General features: G+C 63.0%; 21 protein-coding genes. 9 read left to right on the top strand and 12 right to left on the bottom strand.

Translation table 11 applies throughout. The features are described 5' to 3' along the window. Window positions 1–90: 90 nt before the first annotated feature. The 9 genes from trpE to ABEH27_RS11330 all read right to left on the bottom strand — a co-directional run bounded on the left by trpE (window position 91) and on the right by ABEH27_RS11330 (window position 10,994). A complete protein-coding gene (gene trpE, locus ABEH27_RS11370; protein ID WP_346613675.1) occupies window positions 91–1,572 on the bottom strand; it encodes an anthranilate synthase component I in 1,482 nt (493 codons plus the stop codon). A 67-nt stretch (window positions 1,573–1,639) separates the two neighbouring features. Then, the gene (locus ABEH27_RS11365; protein ID WP_346613674.1) at window positions 1,640–2,458 is read right to left on the bottom strand and encodes a phosphoglycolate phosphatase; all 819 of its coding nucleotides are present in this window, start codon (window positions 2,456–2,458) and stop codon (window positions 1,640–1,642) included. Further along, window positions 2,455–3,129 (bottom strand): ribulose-phosphate 3-epimerase, encoded by a 675-nt coding sequence (gene rpe, locus ABEH27_RS11360; RefSeq protein ID WP_346613673.1) that lies wholly within the window; start codon window positions 3,127–3,129, stop codon window positions 2,455–2,457. The genes ABEH27_RS11365 and rpe overlap by 4 nt, the downstream gene beginning before the upstream one ends. A 169-nt stretch (window positions 3,130–3,298) precedes the next feature. Beyond that, window positions 3,299–4,126, bottom strand: a complete 828-nt coding sequence (locus tag ABEH27_RS11355) for an ABC transporter permease (RefSeq protein WP_346613672.1) — start codon at window positions 4,124–4,126, stop codon at window positions 3,299–3,301. An 11-nt stretch (window positions 4,127–4,137) separates the two neighbouring features. Next, a complete protein-coding gene (locus ABEH27_RS11350) occupies window positions 4,138–5,385 on the bottom strand; it encodes an ABC transporter permease (protein ID WP_346613671.1) in 1,248 nt (415 codons plus the stop codon). Window positions 5,386–5,524: 139 nt separating this feature from the next. Further along, a complete protein-coding gene (locus ABEH27_RS11345) occupies window positions 5,525–6,559 on the bottom strand; it encodes an ABC transporter substrate-binding protein (protein WP_346613670.1) in 1,035 nt (344 codons plus the stop codon). Window positions 6,560–6,599: 40 nt separating this feature from the next. Further along, entirely contained in the window at window positions 6,600–7,724 is a 1,125-nt protein-coding gene (locus ABEH27_RS11340; protein WP_346613669.1) for an ABC transporter ATP-binding protein, read from the bottom strand. Between the two features lie 242 nt (window positions 7,725–7,966). Beyond that, window positions 7,967–8,599 (bottom strand): response regulator transcription factor, encoded by a 633-nt coding sequence (locus ABEH27_RS11335; protein ID WP_346613697.1) that lies wholly within the window; start codon window positions 8,597–8,599, stop codon window positions 7,967–7,969. A 7-nt stretch (window positions 8,600–8,606) separates the two neighbouring features. Next, the gene (locus ABEH27_RS11330; protein WP_346613668.1) at window positions 8,607–10,994 is read right to left on the bottom strand and encodes a transporter substrate-binding domain-containing protein; all 2,388 of its coding nucleotides are present in this window, start codon (window positions 10,992–10,994) and stop codon (window positions 8,607–8,609) included. Window positions 10,995–11,089: 95 nt separating this feature from the next. Here ABEH27_RS11330 and ABEH27_RS11325 point away from each other — a divergent pair, with 95 nt between their 5' ends. Then, entirely contained in the window at window positions 11,090–12,088 is a 999-nt protein-coding gene (locus ABEH27_RS11325; RefSeq protein ID WP_346613667.1) for an alpha/beta hydrolase family protein, read from the top strand. Window positions 12,089–12,098: 10 nt separating this feature from the next. Here ABEH27_RS11325 and ABEH27_RS11320 read toward each other — a convergent pair whose 3' ends face one another. The 3 genes from ABEH27_RS11320 to ABEH27_RS11310 are packed head-to-tail and all read right to left on the bottom strand — an operon-like array spanning window position 12,099 to window position 14,552. Continuing rightward, window positions 12,099–12,863, bottom strand: coding sequence for a TerB family tellurite resistance protein (locus ABEH27_RS11320; protein WP_346613666.1), 765 nt, complete (start codon window positions 12,861–12,863; stop codon window positions 12,099–12,101). 1 nt (window position 12,864) lies between these two features. Further along, window positions 12,865–13,536 carry an N-acetylmuramate alpha-1-phosphate uridylyltransferase MurU gene (murU, locus tag ABEH27_RS11315; RefSeq protein WP_346613665.1) on the bottom strand — a complete coding sequence of 224 codons (672 nt, stop codon included), beginning with the start codon at window positions 13,534–13,536 and terminating at the stop codon, window positions 12,865–12,867. Beyond that, window positions 13,533–14,552 carry a phosphotransferase gene (locus tag ABEH27_RS11310; RefSeq protein ID WP_346613664.1) on the bottom strand — a complete coding sequence of 340 codons (1,020 nt, stop codon included), beginning with the start codon at window positions 14,550–14,552 and terminating at the stop codon, window positions 13,533–13,535. The genes murU and ABEH27_RS11310 overlap by 4 nt, the downstream gene beginning before the upstream one ends. 130 nt (window positions 14,553–14,682) lie before the next feature. Here ABEH27_RS11310 and ABEH27_RS11305 point away from each other — a divergent pair, with 130 nt between their 5' ends. From ABEH27_RS11305 to ABEH27_RS11270, 8 genes are all read left to right on the top strand, one after another. After that, window positions 14,683–17,490 carry an LPS-assembly protein LptD gene (locus ABEH27_RS11305; RefSeq protein ID WP_346613663.1) on the top strand — a complete coding sequence of 936 codons (2,808 nt, stop codon included), beginning with the start codon at window positions 14,683–14,685 and terminating at the stop codon, window positions 17,488–17,490. Beyond that, window positions 17,465–18,790, top strand: a complete 1,326-nt coding sequence (locus tag ABEH27_RS11300; RefSeq protein ID WP_346613662.1) for a peptidylprolyl isomerase — start codon at window positions 17,465–17,467, stop codon at window positions 18,788–18,790. The genes ABEH27_RS11305 and ABEH27_RS11300 overlap by 26 nt, the downstream gene beginning before the upstream one ends. Beyond that, window positions 18,787–19,776, top strand: coding sequence for a 4-hydroxythreonine-4-phosphate dehydrogenase PdxA (gene pdxA / locus ABEH27_RS11295; RefSeq protein ID WP_346613661.1), 990 nt, complete (start codon window positions 18,787–18,789; stop codon window positions 19,774–19,776). Before ABEH27_RS11300 ends, pdxA begins: the two co-directional genes overlap by 4 nt. Then, on the top strand, window positions 19,773–20,573 hold the full coding sequence (gene rsmA / locus ABEH27_RS11290; RefSeq protein ID WP_346613660.1) for a 16S rRNA (adenine(1518)-N(6)/adenine(1519)-N(6))-dimethyltransferase RsmA: 801 nt from the start codon (window positions 19,773–19,775) through the stop codon (window positions 20,571–20,573). The genes pdxA and rsmA overlap by 4 nt, the downstream gene beginning before the upstream one ends. 159 nt (window positions 20,574–20,732) lie before the next feature. Continuing rightward, window positions 20,733–21,113 (top strand): Co2+/Mg2+ efflux protein ApaG, encoded by a 381-nt coding sequence (gene apaG / locus ABEH27_RS11285; RefSeq protein ID WP_346613659.1) that lies wholly within the window; start codon window positions 20,733–20,735, stop codon window positions 21,111–21,113. Next, window positions 21,113–21,979: a symmetrical bis(5'-nucleosyl)-tetraphosphatase gene (locus tag ABEH27_RS11280; RefSeq protein ID WP_346613658.1), complete on the top strand. Its 867-nt coding sequence runs from the start codon at window positions 21,113–21,115 to the stop codon at window positions 21,977–21,979. Before apaG ends, ABEH27_RS11280 begins: the two co-directional genes overlap by 1 nt. A 15-nt stretch (window positions 21,980–21,994) precedes the next feature. Next, a complete protein-coding gene (gene glpE / locus ABEH27_RS11275; protein WP_346613657.1) occupies window positions 21,995–22,324 on the top strand; it encodes a thiosulfate sulfurtransferase GlpE in 330 nt (109 codons plus the stop codon). A 283-nt stretch (window positions 22,325–22,607) separates the two neighbouring features. Continuing rightward, window positions 22,608–24,530, top strand: coding sequence for a PrkA family serine protein kinase (locus tag ABEH27_RS11270; protein ID WP_346613656.1), 1,923 nt, complete (start codon window positions 22,608–22,610; stop codon window positions 24,528–24,530). Window positions 24,531–24,549 lie beyond the last annotated feature (19 nt).

Here is a 24,549-nt window from a genome sequence, read left to right as displayed (position 1 = left end):
ACCTGTTACGGCCCCTCGCCGGCAAGCCGGCTCCCACCCTGCCGGCAGTGCCGCTTGCCGGCGATTGGGCTGCAAGGCAGCCCCTGCGCTCTACTCGGCAGGCGTCTGCTCGGCCAGCGCCACTGCGCGGAACATTGCCCGGCGCTTGTTGATGGTTTCTTCCCATTCCAGCGCCGGCACCGAGTCGGCGACGATACCGCCACCGGCCTGCACATGCAGTTCGCCGTCCTTGATCACCGCTGTGCGAATAGCAATCGCGGTGTCCATGTTGCCGTTCCAGGCAAAGTAGCCCACCGCACCACCGTATACGCCACGCTTGACCGGCTCCAGCTCGTCGATGATCTCCATCGCACGGATCTTCGGCGCTCCCGACAACGTGCCCGCTGGCAGAATGGCCCGCAGGGCGTCCATGGCGGTCAGGCCCTCAGCCAGCTGGCCGGTGACGTTGGAAACGATGTGCATGACGTTCGAGTAACGCTCGATCACCATCTTCTCGGTCAGGCGCACGCTACCGGTGGACGACACACGGCCCACATCGTTGCGGCCCAGGTCGATCAGCATCAAGTGCTCGGCAATTTCCTTGTCGTCCGACAGCAGGTCGTCTTCCAGCGCACGGTCCGCCTCTTCGGTAGCCCCGCGCGGGCGGGTGCCGGCAATCGGGCGTACGGTAACCAGATTGTCTTCCACCCGTACCAGCACTTCAGGCGAACTGCCGACCACGTGGAAGTCACCGAAGTTGAAGAAGTACATGTACGGCGTCGGGTTGAAACAACGCAGCGCGCGGTACAAGTCGATGGGCGCCGCCTTGAAGTCGATCGACATGCGCTGGGAAGGCACCACCTGCATGCAGTCGCCGGCCAGGATGTATTCCTTGACCGTGTCCACCGCCCGCTCGTAGTCACCCTGAGTGAAGCTGGAGCGGAAGGCCGGCTCAGCGGCCATCGGGCGGCTCAGGTCCAGGCCTCGGCGCGGGGTGATCGGCTCACGCAGCTTGGCCAAAAGGCCTTGCAGGCGTGCCTGGCCCTGTTCGAAGGCCTGCTCCTCTGACGGGTCGACCAGGACGATCGCGTGCATCTTGCCGGCCAGGTTGTCGAACACCACCACGGCATCCGAGACCATCAACAGGATGTCCGGCACGCCCAGCGGGTCCGGGTTCGGGCAGGCGCCCAGGCGTTTTTCCACATAACGCACACAGTCGTAGCCGAAGTAACCGACGAGGCCGCCATTGAAGCGCGGCAGGCCAGCGATGTCGGCGACCTTGTAGCGGTCCTTGAAGGTTTCGACGAAGGCCAGTGGGTCTTCCACATCGTGGCTTTCGACTTCTTCGCCATCCTGCAGGATGCTCACGTGGTAACCATGCACCCGCATAACCGTACGAGAAGGCAGGCCGATCATCGAATAACGGCCCCACTTCTCGCCGCCCTGTACGGATTCGAGCAGGTACGAGTTGGCCTGGTCGGCAAGCTTCAGGTAGATGGACAGGGGGGTATCGAAGTCGGCCAGGGTTTCACAGGCCAGGGGGATGCGGTTGTAGCCGGCAGCAGCCAGGCGCAGGAATTCTTCGCGGGTCATGAGTAGCCTCGGGGCAACAGTAAGAGTCAGGCAAACGGACGGGCCGGCAGGCGCCGGCGGGTAGAAGTCAGGCGCGCCAACGCCAACGGGCCAGGGCCTTGATGACTTTCATCCAGAATTTGCCAGTAACCACCACGGTGGGCTCTCTGTCTTGTGAGGCTTGAAGGTCCGCCAACGTTATCCCAGTGTCGGTGACTACGCAACCAGGCAGCAACAGGCGCAAGTCGCCGATTACCAGGGTGGGCGACTCTTCATCGATAGGCCGGCCATGGTTGTAGCCATAGCTCAAGCCAACGCACTGCACACCGGCAGCCTTGGCCGCCAGCACGTCACTGCGCGAATCGCCGACAAACAGCGCCTGGCCTGGCTCGACGCCCGCCATTTTCATGACGAACAGCAAGGCGGCAGGGTCGGGCTTTTTCTGTGGCAGGGTGTCACCGCCGATGATCCAGCGGAAATAGCGGCCGATCTTCATCTGGTCGAGCAACGGGGCGACGAAGCGCTCCGGCTTGTTGGTGATCAGCGCCATCTCCACACCCTGCTTGCGCAACCAGCGCAGCGTGTCGTGCACACCGGGGTAGACAACTGTCAGTTCATGGCTTTCGGCGTACGCCTCCATGAACAGCGCCAGGCCACGTTCGGCCAGTTCGTCATCGACTGCCGAGTGATCGAGGCCACCGGCAAGCGCACGGCGCACCAGCACCGGTGCGCCGTTGCCGACCCAGTGCCGCACGGCATCGAGCCCTGCGGCCGGTCGGCCCAATTCGAGCAGCATGCGGTCGACGGCTGCAGCCAGGTCGGGGACCGAATCGATCAGGGTACCGTCCAGATCGAACATCACCAGCCTGGGCAGCGTCCCCGGGAACAGCTGCTCGAAGCCGCTCATGGGCGCGCCTGAGCCAGTTCGTCGCGCATTTTGGCGATGACTTCACGGTAGTCCGGCGCATTGAAGATGGCCGAGCCAGCCACGAACGTATCGGCGCCAGCGGCAGCGATTTCACGGATATTGTTGACGTTGACCCCACCGTCGATTTCCAGGCGAATGTCACGGCCGCTGGCGTCGATCAGCGCGCGGGCTTCGCGCAGCTTGTCGAGGGTGCCAGGGATGAACTTCTGCCCACCGAAGCCTGGGTTGACGCTCATCAGCAGCACCATGTCGACCTTGTCCATCACGTACTTCAGCGCGTCCAGGCTGGTGGCCGGGTTGAACACCAGGCCGGCCTTGCAGCCACCGTCCTTGATCAACTGCAGGGAGCGGTCGATGTGCTGCGAGGCTTCCGGGTGGAAGGTGATGTAGCTGGCACCCGCTTCGATGAAGTCGCCGATGATGCGGTCGACCGGGCTGACCATCAGGTGCACGTCGATCGGCGCAGTCACGCCGTACTTGCGCAGCGCTGTGCAGACCATCGGGCCGATGGTCAGGTTGGGTACGTAGTGGTTGTCCATCACATCGAAGTGGACGATGTCGGCGCCCGCTTCCAGCACGGCATCGACATCGGCACCCAGGCGGGCGAAATCGGCGGACAGAATGGAGGGGGCAATAGCGTAGGGCTGCATGGCGCACCTGTTGGCAGAATCACGGTGGCGCGCATTGTAACCGTTTTAACCTGTTCCGGCCTCTTCGCGGCTAAAGCCGCCCCCACAGCTCCTGTGCACAGCCGGCGACCTGCGCAATCCCTGTGGGCGCGGCTTTAGCCGCGAAGGGGCCGGCGCAGGCAGCCCATCATCAGGCGGGCTGTTGCGTCCGGAGCTTCTCGCTGCGCCCGCGTAGCCACTCCAAGGTCAGCAACAGCACCACCGAGAAGGCGATCAACAACGTCGCCGCCGCCGCAATCGTCGGGCTCAGGTTTTCGCGGATGCCGCTGAACATCTGCCGAGGCAGGGTGGCCTGCTCAGGCCCGGCGAGGAACAGCGTCACCACCACTTCATCGAACGAGGTGGCAAAGGCGAACAGTGCCCCCGAGATCACCCCAGGCGCGATCAGCGGCAACGTCACCTTGCGAAAGGCCAGCAACGGCGAGGCGCCCAGGCTGGCCGCCGCACGCACCAAGTTGTAATTGAAACCCTGCAGCGTGGCCGACACGGTGATGATGACGAACGGCACACCCAGCACCGCGTGCACCAGGATCAGTGAGATGAAGCTGTTGCCCATGCCCAGCGGGGCGAAGAACAGGTAGCTGGCCACCCCGATGATCACCACCGGCACCACCATTGGCGAAATCACCAGCGCCATCACCAGCGACTTGCCGGGAAAGTCCCCGCGGGTCAGGCCGATCGACGCCAATGTGCCGAAGACCATCGCCAGCACCGTAGCCGCGGGGGCGACGATGATGCTGTTCTTCAGCGCGCGCATCCACTCGGCCGAGGCGAAGAAGTCCTGATACCACTGCAGCGAGAAGCCCTGCAGCGGGTAGACCAGGAAACTGCCACTGTTGAACGACAGCGGCACGATCACCAGCACCGGCAACACCAAAAACAGCAGGATCAGGCCGCACAGAATCCGCAGGCTGTAGAACCACACCCGCTCCACGGGCGACATGTAGGGGCTAAGCATCACAAGGCTCCTCAGCTCAGGCGCAGGCGGCTGGCGCCAACCAGCCAGCTATAGATCAGGTACAGCAGCACGGTCGCCAGAAGCAGAAGGCCGCCCAGCGCGGTGGCCATGCCCCAGTTGATGCTGGTGTTGGTATAGAAGGCAACGAAGTAGCTGACCATCTGGTCGTTCGGGCTGCCGAGCAGCGCCGGGGTGATGTAGTAGCCGATGGCCAGGATGAACACCAGCAGGCAACCCGCGCCAACGCCTGCGTAGGTCTGCGGGAAGTACACCCGCCAGAAGCTGGCGAACGGGTGGCAGCCCAGCGAGATGGCGGCGCGCATGTAGCTCGGCGAAATTCCTTTCATCACGCTGTACAGCGGCAGGATCATGAACGGCAACAAGATGTGCACCATCGAGATGTACACGCCGGTGCGGTTGAACACCAGTTCCAGCGGCTGGTCGATGATGCCCATCGCCATCAGCGCGCTATTGATCAGGCCGCCTGACTGCAGCAGCACGATCCACGCCGCCACCCGCACCAGGATCGAGGTCCAGAACGGCAGCAACACCAGAATCATCAGCAAGTTGCTCTGCCGGGTCGGCAAGTTGGCCAGCAGGTAGGCCAGCGGGTACGCCAGCAGCAGGCAAATGACCGTGATCACTACACCCATCCACAGGGTGCGGGCGAAGATGTCCAGGTAGATGGCCTGGTCGGGGGTGGCCTTGGCCAGTTCGCCGAGGTCGTCGATACGGTGGTCGACCGACGCCAGCAGGTAATAGGACGTGACACTGCTGGTGTTGCGACGCACCGCCTGCCAGTACGCAGGGTCCCCCCAACGTTCGTCAAGGGCCTGCAGCGCTTCCTTGTAGGAAGCAGGTTCGGCCTTGAACGGCAGCGCCCGGGCAGTCTTCGACAACAGGCTGCGATAACCGGCCAGTTCCATGTTCAAGCGCTTGGACAGGTCTCCCAGCGACTGGTTCTTGCGCGCCTCAGGCAGGTCAAGGCTCAGCGCTTTGTACACGTCCTCGCCCGGCAGCCCTTTGCCATCCCACTGTTGCACCGCTTCGACGGTGCGAGGCAGGCCAGCGACCACTTCGGGGTTGCCGACGCTTTTGTACAGCAGCGCCGCAATCGGCACCAGGAACACCAGCAGCAGGAACAGCGCCAGCGGCGCGATCAACGCCTGCGCCTTCCAGCGGTTGATGCGCTCAGCATGCTTGAGGCGCTGTTTCAGATTTGGACCTGCGCCTTCGGTGAGGGGCACTGCAATGGCCATGGTGGACTCCGCAAAACAGGCTGTAATTGGGGCTGCTGCGCAGCCCATCGCCGGCAAACCGGCTGCCACACCCCCGGGCTTTCACCTCACCTGTGGGGGCCGGCTTGCCGGCGATGAGCCGCGTAGCGGCACCCAGTGTTTACTTCTTCGCCGCCCAGGCGTTGAAGCGTTGCTCCAGCTGCTCGCTGTTGTCCGCCCAGAACGCCACGTCGATCTGCACCTGATTGGCGATGTTGTCAGGCGTGGTCGGCATGTCCTTCTTCACGGCATCCGCCAGCAGCGGGACGGCCTTGGAGTTGGCCGGGCCATAGGCGATGTTCTCGGAGTAGGTCTTCTGCTGCTCAGGCTGGACGGTGAAGGCAATGAACTTCTTCGCCGCTTCCACATCCTTGGCGCCTTTCGGGATGGCCCACGCGTCGAAGTCGTAGATCCCACCGTTCCACACCACCTTGAGGTTGCTCTCTTTCTGCACGGCGGCGATGCGGCCGTTGTAGGCGGAACTCATTACCACGTCACCCGACGCCAGGTACTGTGGCGGCTGGGCGCCAGCTTCCCACCACTGGATGCTTGGCTTGAGTTCGTCGAGTTTCTTGAAGGCGCGGTCCTGGCCTTCTTTGGTGGCCAGCACTTTGTAGACTTCCTTCGGCGCGACGCCGTCGGCCATCAAGGCGAACTCCAAGGTGTACTTGGCGCCCTTGCGCAGGCCACGCTTGCCCGGGAACTGCTTGGTATCCCAGAAATCGGCCCAACTGGTGGGGGCAGTCTTGAGCTTGTCGGCGTTGTAGGCCAGCACCGTGGACCAGACGAAGAAGCCAACACCGCAGGGCTGGATTGCACCCGGTACATAGTCGCCCTCGCTCCCGAACAGCGCCGGGTCGAGCTCTTCGAACATGCCCTCGTCGCAACCGCGCGCCAGCTCTGGCGACTCTACCTCGACCAGGTTCCAGGAGACGCTCTTGGTATCGACCATGGCTTTGACCTTGGCCATCTCACCGTTGTACTCACCGGCGACGATCTTGCCATTGCCGGCCTTCTCCCAAGGCTCGTAGAACGCCTTGACCTGGGCTGCCTTGTTGGCGCCGCCGAAGGAAACCACGGTCAGGTCTGCCGCCATGGCCTGGCCGGCGGCGAACAGGCCGAGGGCCAGGGCGGTCAGTTTCAGCTGCTTGCGCATTATTATTCTCTCCACAGTACAGGGTTGGTGAAGCAATCCATCAGTGGGCTTCGGCAATCGGATCGAGCGCGCGCGCGTGCTCCACTTCCCAGCCGAGCGGTACCACATCACCCACGGCCAGGGCCGGGTCAAGTTCGGCAATCGGCTGCTTCACGAAGAAGTCGGCCTTGCCGCAGACTTCCAGGCGCACCCGCACGTGGTCGCCCAGGTAGATGAATTCGGCCACACGGCCAGAGAAGCGGTTGACGCAATTTTCGCTGTGGCCATTGAGGCGCACGCGCTCCGGGCGCACCGACAAGGTCACCGGGTCGCCGGCCTGGCCAACGTTCACCGCCAGTGCCTCGACCCGCTCCCCACGGGCCAGTTGCACCTGGCAACGGTTGCCGTCGCTGGCCAGCAAAGTGCCGTTGATGCGGTTGTTCTCGCCGATGAAGTTGGCGACGAAGGTGTTGCGCGGTTCTTCATAGAGGGTGCGAGGGTCGGCGATCTGCTGGATCTCGCCCTGATGGAACACCGCCACGCGGTCAGACATGGTCAGCGCTTCGCCCTGGTCATGGGTCACGTAGACCACCGTCACGCCAAGGCGCTGGTGGATGTGCTTGATCTCCATCTGCATGTGTTCACGCAACTGCTTGTCGAGTGCGCCGAGTGGTTCGTCCATCAGCACCAGTTGCGGCTCGAACACCAGCGCCCGGGCGAGGGCCACACGCTGCTGCTGGCCGCCGGACAACTGGCCGGGGTAGCGCTTGGCGAACGCATCGAGCTGGACCATGCCCAGTACGCGCTTGACCCGCTCACTGATGTCGGTCTTGCTGAGGTTGCGCACGCTCAGCGGGAAGGCCAGGTTTTCGGCAACGGTCATGTGCGGGAACAATGCGTAGTTCTGGAACACCATGCCGATGTCACGCTTGTGTGGCGGCACGTTGTTGATGGAGCGCCCGGCCAGCTGGATCTCACCGGCGGTAGGCGTCTCGAAACCGGCCAGCATCATCAGGCTGGTGGTCTTGCCCGACCCGGAGGGGCCGAGCAGGGTGAGGAACTCGCCCTTGCGAATGTCCAGGTTGAGGTCTTTGACGATCAGCGATTCGCCGTCGTAGCTCTTTTGCACACCACGGAAGCTGACCAGCGTCTCGCCGGTGGTCGCGTTCGAAATCGCCTCGCTCATGCCTGCACCTTCTTGTTGGAATGACTGCGTAGGCAAAGACTAAAGAAGGCGCAAGCGCCCGGAAATCGGGGGTGCGGAGAGAATGCCATCATCCGGATGGAAGACTTGCTGTAGGGATCGCCCTACACGGATGTCGGGATTGGGATGCAACGTGTGGGCGGGCACTCTCCCTGGGCTTGCCTGCGAATGCGTCGGCCCCTACCGCGCTCAGCAGGTCGGGCCCTTCGCGGGCAAGCCCGCTCCTACACCAGCTTGTGCTCCATGGCGTACTTCACCAGTTCCGCCAGCGAGTGGACCTTGAGTTTCTGCATCAGCCGCGCCTTGTGGGTGCTGATGGTCTTGCTGGACAGCGCCAGCTGCTGGGCAATGTCATTGACGTTGGCACCTTGGGCCAAGCGCTCGAACACCGAGAACTCCCGCTCTGACAGTAAAGTGTGCAAAGGCCGCGTCTCGGTCAGGCCCACCTCGAAGACCATACGGTCGGCCAGTGCCGGGTCGATGTAGCGCCCGCCGCCCGCCACCCGGCGGATCGCCGTCAGCAGCAAGGCTGGGTCACTGTCCTTGGTGGCATAGCCGGCAGCGCCAGCCTTGAGTGCACGCGCGGCCATCTGCGCTTCGTCGTGCATCGACAGCATCAGGATCGCCGGCGGGCTGTGCAACGCGCGTATCCGCGGGATCGCCTCCAGGCCATTCACGCCGGGCATGGAGATATCCAGCAACACCACTTCGCAGGGGGTGTGGCGCAGGGCTTCGAGCAATTGCTCGCCATTGCCGGCCTCCCCCACCACCTGCATGTCCTTGGCCAGGCCAATCAACTGCTTGATGCCTTCGCGGACAATGGTGTGGTCTTCGGCCACCAGCACTCGAATCACGATCGCTCTCCTACTCCAACGCAATGGTCACGCTCAGGCTGGTGCCTTCGCCGGGTTCGCTGTGCAACGCCATGCTGCCACCGAGCATCAACACCCGCTCGCGTACGCCTACCAGGCCGAACGAGGTCGGCCGGGCCCGGTCGAGGCAAAAACCGCTGCCGTCGTCGCTGACGGTCATACGCAGCTTTTCCCCCTCCCGCACCAGCTCTATCTCCACGCTGTGCGCCTGGGCATGGCGCATGACGTTGGTGAGCGCCTCCTGAAGAATACGAAACAACCCGGTGGCCTTGGCATCACTCAATGCTGGCAGATTATCCGGCACCAGCACCAGGCAAGGTATCTGCGTGCGTGCTTCGAAGCGCCGGGCTTGCCACTCGACGGCGGAGGCGATGCCCGCGTCGAGAATGGGCGGGCGCAGTGCGGTGGCCACGTCACGTACCAGCTGGAACAACTGGGCGATCAGGCGCTTCATGCTGGCCAGGCGCTCGTTGAGGGCCGGGTCCAGTTCGGCGAAGGCCAGTTCGCACATCGAGACTTCCAGCTTGAGCACGGTCAGCATCTGGCCCAGCTCATCATGCACTTCACGGGCGATGCGGGCTTTTTCTTCCTCGCGCACGCTTTCCAGGTGCGCCGACAGTTCGCGCAGCTGCTCCTGGGACTTTGCCAGCGCCAACTCCGCGCGCTTGCTCTGGGTGATGTCCCAGACGATACCGTCCCAGACCACCCGGCCATTGGCCAGGCGCCGAGTACTGGCCTTGATGTCGGCCCAGCGCTGTTCACCTGCGCGGGTCAGGATACGCCCCTGCCATGACCAGTCGCGGTCGCGGGCTATGGCCAGGTCCTGAACCTGGTGATAGTCCGCCCGGTCATCTGGATGCACCAGGTTGCGCAAGCCCATCTGCGGGTGCTGGATTTGCGCCGGCGTATAGCCGACCAGCGCCTCGCTGCCCTCGCTGATGTAGGGAAACTCCGGGTCCCCCTCGGCGGGCGCAGGCTCCAGGCGGAACACCAGCCCCGGGACATTGCCGGCAATACCCTTGAGCCGCGCTTCGCTTTCGCGCAATGCCGCCAGAGCGCGATGGCGTTCGGTGACATCGGCGAGGTACACCACCAGGTACTCGGCGTCACGAAAGCGCAGGAAGCTCAACGACAGTTCCACCGGTAACAAGCTGCCATCGGCGCGCAGGCACTGGGTTTCGAACTGCCGCGCCCCGGCCTCACCGGCACGCGCGCCCTTCCATAGCTGCAGCCAGCGGTCCATGGTCAGGTTCGGCTCGAAGTCGATCAACGGGCGTTCCAGCAGTGCTGCTTCGGCATAACCGAGCATGCGCCCCACGGCATGGTTGGCGTAACGCACATGGCTGTCCCAGTTGACCCAGAGAATACCCACCGTGCTCTGGTCGATCGCGAACTGGCTCAGGCGCAGCGCCTCTTCGCGCACTTGCCGCTCTGTCAGGGTGTCCCGTGCCGCCAGCAGGCTACGCTCGAGCTGGCGCTGCTGACGACGTTGCCACACCAGCGTGGCCAGGGCGCAGAGCAGCAACATGCCGAACAGCAAGGCAAGGTTCTGCCAGAAACCGGTCGAATCACTCAGGCGTGGGTATTTGGGCTGCAACCAGCGCTGATGGAGTTGCTCCAGCGCCTTGGCCGGCATGGCCTGCAGGCCACGTTCCAGCACCTCGGCCAGCAGCGGCCAGTCCCGTCGCGACCCCACCCGCAGCAACTGCGGCAGGCCGATGTCGCCCACCACCGCCAGCTCACCGAACTCGCTTTCACGGGACAAGCGGCTGAGCTGCGCTTCGTCCAGCACGGCATAGCTGGCCTGGCCACCGACGACCAGTTGCAAGGCCTGGCGCTCGTCGGGCACGCCCTGCACATTGAGATTGGCGTAGTTGCCGCGCAGGTAGTCGGCCAGCACGCTGGGCATGCGCACTGCGACGCGCTCGTCCTCGGCGAGCTTTTCAAGGTCTACGGCCAAGGCGCCGGTGCGAGGCCCGACCACCAGTTGCGGCACCCGCATGTAGGGGTCGCTGAACAGCCACAGGCGTAGGCTGGCCGGGGTTTGCGTAAGCCCGGGGGCAAAATCGATTTCGCCCTGCTGCAGCGCATGTTCCAGGCTGGCCTGGTCGCTGAAGTTGCGCCATGTCAGGTCCAGCTTGAGCGCCTGGGCAAGCGCGTTGACCAGCTCGACATTGGCCCCATAGAGTTGCTGCAAGCGGCGGTCGAACTGGGCATAGGGCGCCTGCAGCACCAACCCCACCCGAAGGCTGCGGTGGGCATCCAGCCACTGCTGCTGAGCAGGCTCAAGCACCACTGTCGACGATACCTCGGGCCCTGCCAAGGCAATCAAGGGCAGCCACAAGCAGCCGATAACCAACAGGCGACGCAATCGCTTCATCTACACGCTCGTCTTGGCAAGGGCGGCCATGCAGCATGGCCGTCACGGGCAAATACTATTACGCTGCCGGTATCATTCTGGCCTTGGGTTGATTCATGTCCACACTTTATCGCACGACGCTGGCATTGTGCTGCCTGGCCTCGCTCCTGCCAGTCGGCGCCTCGGCCGCCGACCCCGAGCAACCCGCGGCGGCCGCAGAAACGCCTGCTTCCACCGCGCCACGCCCACCCTTGCTGGAGCGCAGCCAGGAAGATGCGCAGGCCCTTGAACGCCGGGTGCCAAAGGCTGAACAGCAGACGCTGCAAGCTGGCACCGACAGCTTTCTGGCCCTGTGGAAACCGGCCAACGACAGCGACCCGCAGGGCACCGTGATCATCGTCCCCGGTGCCGGTGAAACCGCCGACTGGCCCAACGCGGTCGGCCCACTGCGGCACAAGTTCCCCGATGTCGGTTGGCACAGCCTGAGCGTCAGCCTGCCTGACTTGCTCGCCGTCAGCCCACAAGCGCGGGTCGAGGCCAGCCCGGTTGCCGAAGCGAAGCAAGACAAAGGCGAGACGGCGCCTGCCAAGGACACGCCGGCCGATGCCAACGCCAACGTCGCCCAGGCCACAGCGGCCGATGCCGATGCCGCTGAAAGCACCGACGCCGTGCAAGCCAGCGACCAGAATGACCAGGCCGATGCCGAGCGCATCTTCGCCCGCCTGGACGCGGCAGTAAGCTACGCCCAGCAGCACAACTCACGCAGCATCGTGCTGATCGGCCACGGCAGTGGTGCCTATTGGGCAACACGTTACCTGAGCGAGAAGCAGCCGCCGCAGGTGCAAAAGCTGGTGATGATCGCACCGCAGACGCCTGCAAGGGTCGAACACGACCTGGAAAGCCTGACGCCAACCCTCAAGGTGCCGGCGGCCGACCTTTACTACGCGACCCGTACCGGCGACCGCAATGCGGCAGCGCAACGCCTGCAGGCCAGCAAGCGGCAGAAGGACAGCCAGTACAAGCAGCTTTCATTGATTGCCATGCCCGGGAACAAGGCGGCCGAGCAGGAACAGTTGTTCCGCCGGGTGCGGGGGTGGATGGCGCCCCAGGAATAAAAGCTGGCCGTCAGAGCCCCCGCCGCTTGCGGATCAGCGCGTAGGCCTGATGCAGCTCGCGGGTCCGCTCCGTGGCCTCGCGCACCTGCATTTCACTCGCTCCGCTGCCCGCCAGCTTGTCCGGGTGATGCCGGCTGACCAAGCGCCGATACGCCTGCTTGACCCGGTCACCTTCGGTATCGGGCTCCACACCCAGCAGCCGCAATGCCGCCGCATAGGTCATGACCGTACTCGCCGCCTGCATCTTGCGCGGCTCGTACTCCAGTGACATGGCCTGCACCTGGCGCCGGCTCAGCCCAAGCTTCTGCCCCCAGTCCAGCAGCAACTCACGCTCGTGCTGGCCGGCTTTTCCATCGGCCCAGGCCATGCGCCAGCACGCCCGCAACGTGCCTTCGGCAGCGTGTGGCTGCAGGCGGATACGCCGAAGATGGCCAGCCAAGCGGTCCTTGCCCGCCTTGCCCCGGTTGAACGCTGCAATCGCGCGCATCCTGGCGGTCTCGGCCAAGTCCAGGCGGACCATTTCCTGGCGGGCCTGCTGGATATGCTGCTCAGCCACCCGCCCATCACTCTTGGCCAGCCGCCCGAGCAGGACGAACAACAACTCTTCGTCGCGCAGGGCCGGGCGCCCGCTCAGCCGTTCGCGCAGGTCGTCCCAGCCCTGCACGCGCAGGCGCCGGTCCATTGCCTGGCCCAGCAAAGCGCCAAGCAGCGCGCCAGGAATACTGGCGACAGCAAAACCTGCGCCCAGCCCGATCACGGTACTTGGCCACCACATGTCAGGCGCGCCCCTCAATCAACTGCTCGGCCTCGGCCAGGCGCTGCTGGGTGCCAACGTCGACCCAGTGGCCGCGATAATGCTCGCCACTCACCTGGCCTGCCGTCATGGCTTGGCGCAGCAATGGCGCCAGCTTGAAGGCGCCCGCCTGGCAGCCTTCGAACAATGCTGGGTGCAGCACCGACACGCCACTGAACGTCAAGGTGCCGGGCGCATCGTCACCGTCCACGACCTGCTCGCCCTCCAGGCGAAAATCGCCACGCCCGTGATGGCCAGGGTTATCGACCAATACCAGATGCGCCAGCCCCTGCAAGGGTGCGCGCAGGCGGGTGAAATCGTAGTCGGTCCAGACATCGCCGTTGATCAGCAAGAAGGGGGCATCACCCAGCAAAGGCAGCGCCTTGAAGATCCCGCCCCCCGTTTCCAGCGGCTCGCCCTCGGGCGAGTAGCGGATGCTCAGGCCAAAGCGGCTGCCATCGCCCAGGTGGTCTTCGATCTGCTGACCCAGCCAGGCGTGGTTGATGACCACCTCGGTGAAGCCCGCGGCCGCCAGGGCGCGCAGGTGGTACTCGATCAAGGGCTGGCCTGCCACCGGCAGCAACGGCTTTGGGGTGTGCAGGGTCAGCGGGCGCATGCGCTCGCCCTTGCCTGCCGCGAGGATCATCGCTTTCATGCACGCGCTCCGGCTTTGAGCTCTGCGATCAGTTGCCCCAGTTCCGCGAGTTCGGGGCGGCGGCTTATCACCTCATCTATATAGGCGAAGAAACGCGGCACGTCGGCCAGGTAACGGGGCTTGCCATCACGGTGGCAGATACGGGCAAAGATGCCGATCACCTTCAGATGGCGCTGCACACCCATCAGGTCGCTGGCACGCTGGAAGTCCTCGAACGATGGCTGCACCGGGATACCGGCGGCCTGCGCCTTGCCCCAATAATGGCGCAACCAGCCTTCGACACGCGCCTGCGGCCAGCTGAGGAAAGCATCCTTGAACAGGCAGGTGATGTCATAGGTGACAGGGCCGTAGACCGCGTCCTGGAAGTCCAGTACGCCAGGGTTGGGCGTGCTCTGCATGAGGTTGCGCGGCATGTAGTCGCGGTGCACCAGCACTTTGGGCTGCGCCAGGGCACTGTCGATCAGCAGTTGGCTGATGCGCTGCCAGGCAGCTTTCTGCGCCTCATTGAAGGCCAGGCCAAGCTCGCGCCCGACGTACCACTCGGGGAACAGTTCGACCTCACGGCGCAGCAAGGCGTCGTCATAGCTTGGCAGCGGCGCGTTCATCGGCAGGCGCTGGAAGGCCAGCAGTGCATCTATGGCATCGGCAAACAACCCATCGGCATTATCGGCATCGATGATGTCGAGGTAGGTCTGGCGCCCCAGATCCCCCAGCAGCAGGAAGCCGCGATCCAGGTCTTCGGCATGAATCTGCGGCACATGCACGCCCGCACCTGCCAGCAGGTGGTCGATGGCGACGAACGGTCGGCAGTTTTCCTGCGGCGGGGGTGCATCCATGACCACGAACGTGTGGCCTGCGCCCTCCCAGCGGAAGTAGCGACGGAAGCTGGCGTCGCTGCTGGCGGCGGTCAGGCTGCCCTCAGGCACCTCCCCCCAGGCGTTGTTACGGAAAAGCACATTGAGCTGCTCGGCGAGCCAGACAGTCAGTTGTTGCAGGCGTACATCGTGTTCAGGCATTACAAGGGTCTCCGACGGCCCTAGCCGTCAAGCGGGTCATGCTTTATTATCCAGCATCTTTTTCAGACCATCGAGAGGCGTGCGGCCCCACACGCGGGCAGATGGCACGCAGGAAGCCCGGACTAATAAGATGGCATTGAAATCCCCCGCGTTTCGTAGAAAGTTTCCGTTGCTGGTGACCGGCGGTCTGCTGGCCCTGCAACCATTTGCCACCTCGTACGTGGTCGCAGCCGAGCAGTTCGACTGCCAAGTGTCCGCCTCCGGTGGTTGGGACTGCAAGCCCAAGACCCCAGCCAGCAACTTGCCTCCGCGCCCCGTGCACGAGGGTGCCGCACTCACGTCCGGCACCGAGGCCCCGTCGGCCGAGGCCGAGAGCGCTGACAAGCCGGTGCTGGTCACCGAGAGCAAAGGCCGTGGCCTGAAGTCGCGCAGCGAAGATTACAGCCACCTCGACTGGGTCTCACGTGACAAGCTCACCCCCGCGCAGCTGGCCGAAACCGGCCCGTACTGCGGCGGTGCGTATGTCGAGCCAACCCGCCCGGGCATGGCCGATACCACGCCCAAGGACGAGTCGCCGACCTACATCAACGCCAAGGTCTCCAAGTACCAGCAGGAGCAGCAGATCGCTACCCTCGCCGGTGACGTGGTCATGCGCCAGGGCAGCATGCAGGTCGAAGCCGACGAGGCCAACCTCTACCAGACCGAGAACCGTGGCGAGCTCAAGGGCAACGTCAAGATTCGCGACAACGGCTCGCTGGTCGTGGGTGACGAGGCGCAGATCCAGCTCGACACGGGCGCCGCTCAGGTCGACAACGCCGAATACGTGATGCACAAGTCGCACATCCGCGGCAGCGCCCTGTACGCCAAGCGTGGCGAAAACGCCATCATCCGCCTCAAGGATGGTACGTACACCACCTGCGAACCGGGCAGCAACGCCTGGCAGCTGAAGGGCAACAACATCACCCTGAACCCGGCGACCGGCTTCGGTACCGCGACCAACGCCACCCTTCGGGTCAAGGATTTCCCGGTGTTCTACACACCGTACATCTACTTCCCGATCGACGACCGTCGCCAGTCCGGCTTCCTGCCGCCTTCGTTCAGCAGCACCAGCGACACCGGCTTCATGCTGGTTACGCCGTACTACTTCAACCTGGCGCCCAACTATGACGCCACGTTGTACCCGCGCTACATGACCAAGCGTGGCTTGCTGATGGAAGGCGAATTCCGCTACCTGACCAAGTCCAGCGAAGGCCAGTTCGGCGGCGCGTACCTGAACGACAAGAACGACGATCGCAAAGACCAGACTGATTACAAAGAACAGCGCTGGATGATCAACTGGCAGCACAAAGGTGGCCTGGACGAGCGCCTGATGACTGAAGTTGACTACACCGACATCAGCGATCCGTTCTACTTCCAGGATCTGGAAAGCGATCAGATTGGCGTTGAAGGCCATGATGTCGTCAACCAGCAGGGTGCCCTGACCTGGCGAGGTGACAGCTACACCGCCCGCCTGAATGCACAAGCGTACGAGATGGCGACACTGTCGCAGATCACGCCGTACAACAAGCTGCCGCAGATCACCATCAACGGCATGTTGCCGTACCACCCGAGCGGCTTCGACTTCAGCTACGAGACCGAAGCGGTACGCTTCGATCGCGACCTGAAAGACGGCACTGTATTCAACGAAGACGGCGTCATCGATACCACTGCCGGTCCCGATGGGCGCCGGCTCGACCAGAACATCTTCGGTGTGGCGCGTGCCAACGGTACCCGCCTGAACCTCGCGCCGGCTATCAGCCTGCCGATGACCGCAAGCTACGGTTACATCACGCCGAAGCTGAAGTACATGTACACCCACTACGATCTTGATCTCGATGGCAAGGGCAAGAACGATATCGCGAACAACCCTGGCTCGGTGCCGCTGAACGGCGATTTCAAGAGCAACCAGAACCGCGATGTCCCGATCTTCAGCGTCGACAGTGGATTGTATTTCGACCGCAACACCTCGATGTTCGGCACCAACTATCGCCAAACGCTCGAGCCTCGCCTGTACTACCTGAATGTCCCGTACAAGGACCAGGTTGACATCCCGCTGTTCGACACCGGCGAAACGCTGTTCAACTTCGACTCGCTGTTCCGCGACAACCGCTTCAGCGGCACGGACCGTATCGGCGACGAGAACAAGCTGTCGCTCGGCGTGACCAGCCGCTGGATCGAAGAGAACGGCTTCGAGCGTCAGAACATCAGCCTCGGCCAGGCGTACTACTTCAAGGACCGCAAGGTCCAGCTGCCAGGCATCGACTACCGTACCCGCAAGGACGCGCAGTCCGACGTATCGCCATACGCGCTGATGTACAACTACTACTTCAACCGCGACTGGCGCTTCAATTCGGACTTCAACTGGGACCCGGACAGCCGCAGCACCCGTTCGGGCAGCGCGATGTTCCACTACCAGCCTGAAGACAACCCGAACAAGGTGGTCAACCTCGGTTATCGCTACCGCAACGACACCATCGCTTACGACTCCACAACCGGTACGTGGAAAGTGGGCGGCGGCGACTACGGTACCCCGGGCACCGACGGCTACATCAAGGACTACTACAAGATCCAGCAGCACGACTTCTCGGTCATCTGGCCGATCGTGCCGCAATGGAGCGTGATCGCGCGCTGGCAGCATGACTACAACCGCAACCGCACCCTGGAAGCCATGGGCGGTTTCGAGTACGACAACTGCTGCTGGAAGCTGCGCCTGATCAACCGTTACTGGATCGACTACGACGACTTCAGCCAGGCGACTCCGCAGAACGAAAAAGGCGACCACGGCATCTTCCTGCAGATCGTGCTGAAAGGTCTCGGTGGCGTGGTAGGCAACAAGGTCGAATCTTTCCTCGACCAAGGCATTCAAGGTTACCGTGAACGTGAAGACCAAGCTTATTGATCGTCTGCGCCCAGTGTTGCTGGGCGCTGTATTGCTGAGTGGCGCGGTGCATGCCGCGGTGCAACCCCTGGACCGTGTGGTGGCCATCGTCGATAACGACGTGGTCATGCAGAGCCAACTGGACCAACGCGTCCACGAGGTGCAGCAGACCATCGCCAAGCGTGGCGGCGGCGTGCCGCCGACCGGCGCACTGGAGCAGCAGGTACTGGAACGCCTGATCGTCGAGAACCTGCAACTGCAGATTGGCGAACGTTCGGGCATCCGCATCACCGACGAAGAACTGAACCAGGCCATCGGCACCATCGCCCAGCGCAATGGCATGTCGCTGGAGCAGTTCCGCGCCGCGCTGGCCCATGACGGCCTGTCGTTCGACGACGCGCGCGAGCAGGTCAAACGCGAGATGATCATCAGCCGCGTGCGCCAGCGCCGTGTGGCCGAGCGTATCCAGGTGTCCGAGCAGGAAGTGAAGAACTTCCTCGCCTCGGACATGGGCAAGATGCAGATGTCGGAAGAGTATCGCCTTGCCAACATTCTGATCCCTACCCCGGAAGCCGCCAACTCGGACGACATCCAGAAGGCTGCACGCAAGGTCGGCGACGTCTACCAGCAACTGCGCCAGGGCGCCGACTTCGGCCAGATGGCAATTGCCAACTCGCGCAGCGAAAACGCCCTGGAAGGCGGCGAGATGGGCTGGCGTAAAGCCGCCCAGCTGCCCCCGGAGTTCGCCAAGCTGCTCAGCGGCATGAACGTCGGCGACATCACTCAGCCCCTGCGCATCCCTAGCGGTTTCATCATCATCAAGCTTGAGGAAAAACGCGGCGGCAGCGAGAACGTGCTGCGTGACGAAGTGCATGTGCGTCACATCCTGATCAAGCCGAGCGAGATCCGCAGCGAAGCCGCAACTGAACAGCTGGCTGATCGTCTGTACGACCGGATCACCAATGGCGAAGACTTTGCCGAGCTGGCGAAGAGCTTCTCGGAAGACCCGGGTTCGGCGCTCAACGGCGGCGACCTCAACTGGGTCGACCCGAACAGCCTGGTGCCTGAGTTCCGCGAGCAGATGGCCAACGCGCAGCAAGGCGTAGTGACCAAACCGTTCAAGACCCAGTACGGCTGGCATGTCCTGGAAGTGCTGGGCCGCCGCGCCACCGACAGCACCGAACAGGCCCGTGAACAACAGGCCCTGAGCGTCCTGCGCAACCGCAAATACGACGAAGAGCTGCAGACCTGGCTGCGCCAGATCCGCGACGAAGCCTACGTTGAAATCAAGCTGCCTGGCGCTGACCAGGCCGTACAGTGAAGCCCCTGCGCTTTGCCGTCACCCCCGGCGAACCAGCCGGTATAGGCCCCGACCTGTGCCTGCTGCTCGCCGCCGACGCCCAGCCCCACCCCCTGATCGCCATCACCAGCCGTGACCTGCTCGCCGAGCGGGCCGCGCGGCTGGGGCTGGCCGTCAACCTGCTGCCGGTAGCACCGGGCCAGTGGCCCGACCTCCCTGCACCGGCGGGTAGCCTGTATGTCTGGGATACCCCCCTGGCCGCCTCAGTGGCGCCAGGTCAGCTGAATAAAGCCAATGCGGCTTTCGTCCTGCAGACCCTTACCCGGGCCGGGCAGGGCTGCCTGAGCGGTGATTTCGCCGGGATGATTACCGCCCCTGTACACAAGGGCGTGATCAACGAGAGCGGCATCCCCTTCTCAGGCCATACCGAATTCCTGGCGGAGCTGACTCACACTGCCCAGGTGGTAATGATGCTGGCGACCCATGGCCTGCGCGTGGCCCTTGTAACCACGCACCTGCCGCTGCGGGACATCGCCGACGCCATCACCCCTGAGCGCCTGGAGCGCGTCACCCGCATCCTGCATGCGGACATGCGCGACAAGTTCGGCATCGCCAACCCACGCATCCTGGTCTGCGGGCTCAACCCGCATGCCGGTGAAGGCGGCCACCTTGGCCGCGAAGAAATCGACATCATCGAACCGACACTGGTCCGCCTGCGCACCGAAGGCATGGACCTGCGCGGCCCGCTGCCGGCCGATACCCTGTTTACCCCCAAATATCTGGAGCACTGCGATGCAGTGCTGGCGATGTACCACGACCAGGGCCTGCCTGTACTGAAGTACAAAGGCTTCGGTGCCGCAGTCAATGTGACCCTGGGCCTGCCGATCATCCGCACGTCGGTCGATCACGGCACCGCCCTGGACCTGGCCGGTACCGGCAAGGTCGACACCGGCAGCCTGCGCGTGGCCCTGGAAACCGCCTACCAGATGGCCGAGAACCGACCATGAACGAGCAATACCAACACCGGGCGCGCAAGCGCTTCGGCCAGAACTTCCTGCACGACGCCGGCATCATCGACCGCATCCTGCGCGCCATCAACGCCAAGGCCGGCGAACACCTGCTGGAAATCGGCCCGGGCCAGGGCGCCTTGACCGAAGGCCTGCTGGGTAGCGGCGCACAGCTGGACGTCGTTGAACTGGACAAGGACCTGGTGCCGATCCTTCAGCACAAATTCGCCGGCAACGACAACTTCCGGCTGCACCAGGGCGATGCCCTGAAGTTCGACTTCAACCAGCTGGGCGTGCCTGCGCGGAGCCTGAAGGTGGTCGGCAACCTGCCCTACAACATTTCCACCCCGCTGATTTTCCACCTGCTCAGCCACGCCGGGCTGATCCGCGACATGCATTTCATGCTGCAAAAAGAAGTGGTCGAGCGCATGGCCGCAGGCCCAGGCGGTGGCGACTGGGGCCGGCTGTCGATCATGGTGCAGTACCACTGCCGGGTCGAGCACCTGTTCAATGTCGGCCCAGGTGCGTTCAACCCGCCGCCGAAGGTGGATTCGGCCATCGTGCGCCTGGTACCGCATGAAGTGCTGCCCTACCCGGCCAAGGATCACCTGCTGCTGGAAAAAGTGGTTCGCGAAGCCTTCAACCAGCGTCGCAAGACCCTGCGCAATACGCTCAAGGGCCTGCTCGACAGCCAAGCTATTGAAGCCGCAGGCGTAGATGGCAGCCTGCGCCCAGAGCAGCTGGACCTGGCAGCCTTCGTGCGCCTGGCCGACCAGTTGGCCGATCAGCAAGGCTGATAGCGCCTGCAGTGGCCTCTTCGCGGGTTTACCCCGCGATGAGGCCACTACTGCCCACCTCCCCTCATTGAGCTCCCTCCCGACACCACTGGCCCTCCCCCCCGCCAATGGCCTAGACTGCATGGATCGCCGTATTCGCTAGTTTGCCAAGGCCCTTGCATGTCCGATCCCCGTTACCAGATCGACGTCAGCGTCGTGACCCGTTACCTGAAAGACCAATCCGACCCCGAAAGCGATCGTTTTGCCTTCGCCTATACCATCACCGTACAGAACAACGGTTCGGTCAAAGCCAAGCTGATGTCTCGCCACTGGCTGATCACCAACGGTGACGGCGAGGTGGAAGAAGTGCGCGGCGCGGGCGTCATCGGCCAGCAACCCCTGATCGAGCCTGGCCAGAGCCACACCTATAGCAGTGGCGCAGTCATCAGTACCCGCGTCGGTACCATGCAGGGCAGCTATCAGATGTTCGCCGAAGACGGCAAACGCTTCGACGCCGAGATCGCCCCGTTTCGCCTGGCTGTTCCAGGGGCCCTGCACTGATGGCCACCTACGCCGTCGGTGACCTGCAAGGCTGCCTGCAACCACTCAAATGCCTGCTCGACCGGGTCCGCTTCAACCCGGCTGTCGACCGCCTGTGGCTGGTCGGCGACCTGGTCAACCGCGGCCCCGAGTCGCTGGAAACCTTGCGCTACCTCTATTCCATCCGCCAATCGCTGGTGTGCGTGCTGGGCAACCATGACCTGCACCTGCTGGCCGCCTGGCACAACGTCGAGCGCCTGAAAAAAAGCGACACCCTGCGCGAAATCATCGAAGCGCCCGACGCCGATCAACTGTTCGATTGGTTACGCCAGCAGAAGCTGCTGCACTACGACGAGCCCCGCGGCATTGCCCTGGTCCATGCCGGCATCCCGCCGCAGTGGACGCTGGGGCAGGCGCTGGAACTGGCCGCAGAAGTCGAGCAAGTGCTGCGCGACGACGGGCGCCTGAAGCTGTACCTCGATGGCATGTATGGCAACGAGCCCAACAAGTGGAGCAAGAAACTCGGCGGCATCGAGCGCCTGCGGGTTATCACCAACTACCTCACCCGCATGCGCTTCTGCACCGCTGAAGGCAAACTCGACCTCAAGAGCAAGGAAGGCCTGGATTGCGCACCAAAAGGCTACAAGCCTTGGTACGCACACAAGGGCCGCCGCTCACGGCACGTCAAGATCATCTTCGGCCACTGGGCCGCCCTTGAAGGGCGGGTCGACGAGCCAGGCATCATCGCCCTGGACACCGGCTGCGTGTGGGGTGGCGCCATGACCCTGTACAACGTCGACAGCGGCGAATACCACCGCTGCGACTGCGCCGACGACGGCACCGTCCGCTCGCCGGCGCAACCGACTAAACTCAACGATCACCCCTGAAGGAAAGCCCTACCCATGAGCGAATTCAAACGCATCCCTCCCGAGCAGGCCCTGGCCCTGCGCGCGCAAGGTGCGGTCGTCGTCGACATTCGCGACCCGCAGGCATTTGCCGCCGGCCACATCACTGGTGCCACGCATCTGGACAACCATTCAGTTGCCGACTTCATCCGCAACGCCGACCTGGATGCCCCGACCCTGGTGGTCTGCTATCACGGCAATTCCAGCCAGAGCGCAGCCGCCTACCTGGCAGGCCAGGGCTTCTCGGAGGTGTACAGCGTCGATGGCGGCTTCGAGCTGTGGCGCGCCACCTACCCTGCCGAGACCGCCCAAGGCTCTGCTGAATAATATTTTTCATTTTTACTGCAGCCCGCGCCCCACGCGGGCTTGCGCCTCACCTGACGAACGGTCGTTCGCAACTTCTCCGCCGCTTGCCCTTGACCTTGCGGATAACCAACTATTCTTAAGCGCAGGCCATCCAAAAAAAGGGGAGAGCCGGTACACCGGCGTGCGGGTCATCGGTAGCGTTACAGGGTGTTCTGGGGGGTATACAGCAATCGGGAAGCCGATTGCATGCCAGCATCAGCTGACTGATCCGGCGTCGTCTCCACGTATCGAGCGAGGTGACGTCATGAGTATTTTTAGCCACTTCCAACAGCGTTTCGAGTCCACCCGCCAGGAAGAACTATCGCTGCAGGAGTACCTGGAGCTGTGCAAGGAGGATCGCAGCGCCTACGCATCGGCGGCTGAACGGCTGTTGCTGGCCATCGGTGAACCGGAGCTTGTCGACACCTCCAACAATTCCAGGCTTTCGCGGATATTTTCCAACAAAGTCATTCGGCGCTACCCGGCCTTTGAAGACTTCCACGGCATGGAAGAATGCATCGACCAGATCGTGTCGTACTTCCGCCATGCCGCTCAGGGGCTGGAAGAGAAGAAACAGATCCTCTACCTCCTGGGCCCGGTAGGCGGCGGCAAGTCGTCGCTTGCCGAAAAGCTCAAGCAACTGATGGAAAAGGTGCCCTTCTACGCCATCAAGGGCTCACCTGTATTCGAATCGCCACTGGGCTTGTTCAACGCCACCGAAGATGGGGCCATTCTCGAGGAAGAGTTTGGCATCCCTCGGCGCTACCTGAACACCATCATGTCGCCTTGGGCTACCAAGCGCCTGCAGGAGTTTGGCGGCGATATCTCCAAGTTCAAGGTGGTCAAACTCTACCCGTCGATACTCAACCAGATCGCCATCGCCAAGACCGAACCGGGCGATGAGAACAACCAGGACATCTCCGCCCTCGTGGGCAAGGTGGATATCCGCAAGCTCGAGGAATACCCGCAGAACGACGCCGATGCCTACAGCTACTCGGGCGCGCTGTGCCGGGCCAACCAGGGCCTGATGGAATTCGTCGAGATGTTCAAGGCGCCGATCAAGGTCCTGCACCCCTTGCTTACGGCGACCCAGGAAGGCAACTACAACAGCACCGAGGGGCTGGGGGCAATTCCCTACACCGGTATCCTGCTTGCCCACTCCAACGAATCGGAGTGGCACACCTTCCGCAACAACAAGAACAACGAGGCGTTCATCGACCGGATCTACATCGTCAAGGTGCCGTACTGCCTGCGCGTCAGCGACGAAATCAAGATCTACGACAAACTGCTGGTCAACAGCTCGCTGTCCAAAGCCCATTGCGCACCCGATACGCTCAAGATGCTCGCCCAGTTCACTGTACTGTCGCGCCTCAAAGAGCCTGAAAACTCCAACATCTACTCGAAGATGCGCGTCTACGACGGCGAAAACCTCAAGGATACCGACCCGAAAGCCAAGTCGATCCAGGAGTACCGCGATTCGGCAGGCGTCGATGAAGGCATGAACGGCCTGTCGACCCGCTTTGCGTTCAAGATCCTGTCCAAGGTCTTCAACTTCGACCCCCACGAAATTGCGGCCAACCCCGTTCACCTGCTGTATGTGCTGGAACAGCAGATCGAGCAGGAGCAGTTCCCGGCGGAAGTGCGCGAACGTTACCTTCGCTACCTCAAAGAATACCTGGCACCGCGCTACATCGAGTTCATCGGCAAGGAAATCCAGACCGCCTACCTCGAGTCCTACAGCGAGTACGGGCAAAACATCTTCGATCGTTACGTGCTGTACGCCGACTTCTGGATCCAGGACCAGGAGTATCGCGACCCGGAAACCGGCGAAATCCTCAACCGTATCGCCCTCAACGAAGAGCTGGAGAAGATCGAGAAGCCGGCCGGTATCAGCAACCCGAAAGACTTCCGCAACGAGATCGTCAACTTCGTACTGCGCGCACGCGCCAACAACAACGGCAAGAACCCAAGCTGGCTGAGCTATGAAAAGCTGCGGGTGGTGATAGAGAAGAAAATGTTCTCCAACACCGAAGACCTGCTGCCGGTCATCAGCTTCAATGCCAAGGCCAGCAAAGAAGACCAGAAGAAACACAACGACTTCGTCACCCGAATGGTGGAGCGTGGTTACACCGACAAGCAGGTTCGGCTGCTGTCGGAATGGTACCTGCGGGTCAGGAAATCGCAATAAAGCGGCAAGCTACAAACCG

The sequence above is a fragment of the Pseudomonas sp. P39-UII1 genome (genome assembly GCF_039672635.1).
Lineage (GTDB): Bacteria > Pseudomonadota > Gammaproteobacteria > Pseudomonadales > Pseudomonadaceae > Aquipseudomonas.
Note: the sequence above shows the minus strand (reverse complement) of the source record. Positions and strands in the feature narration are given on the sequence as shown.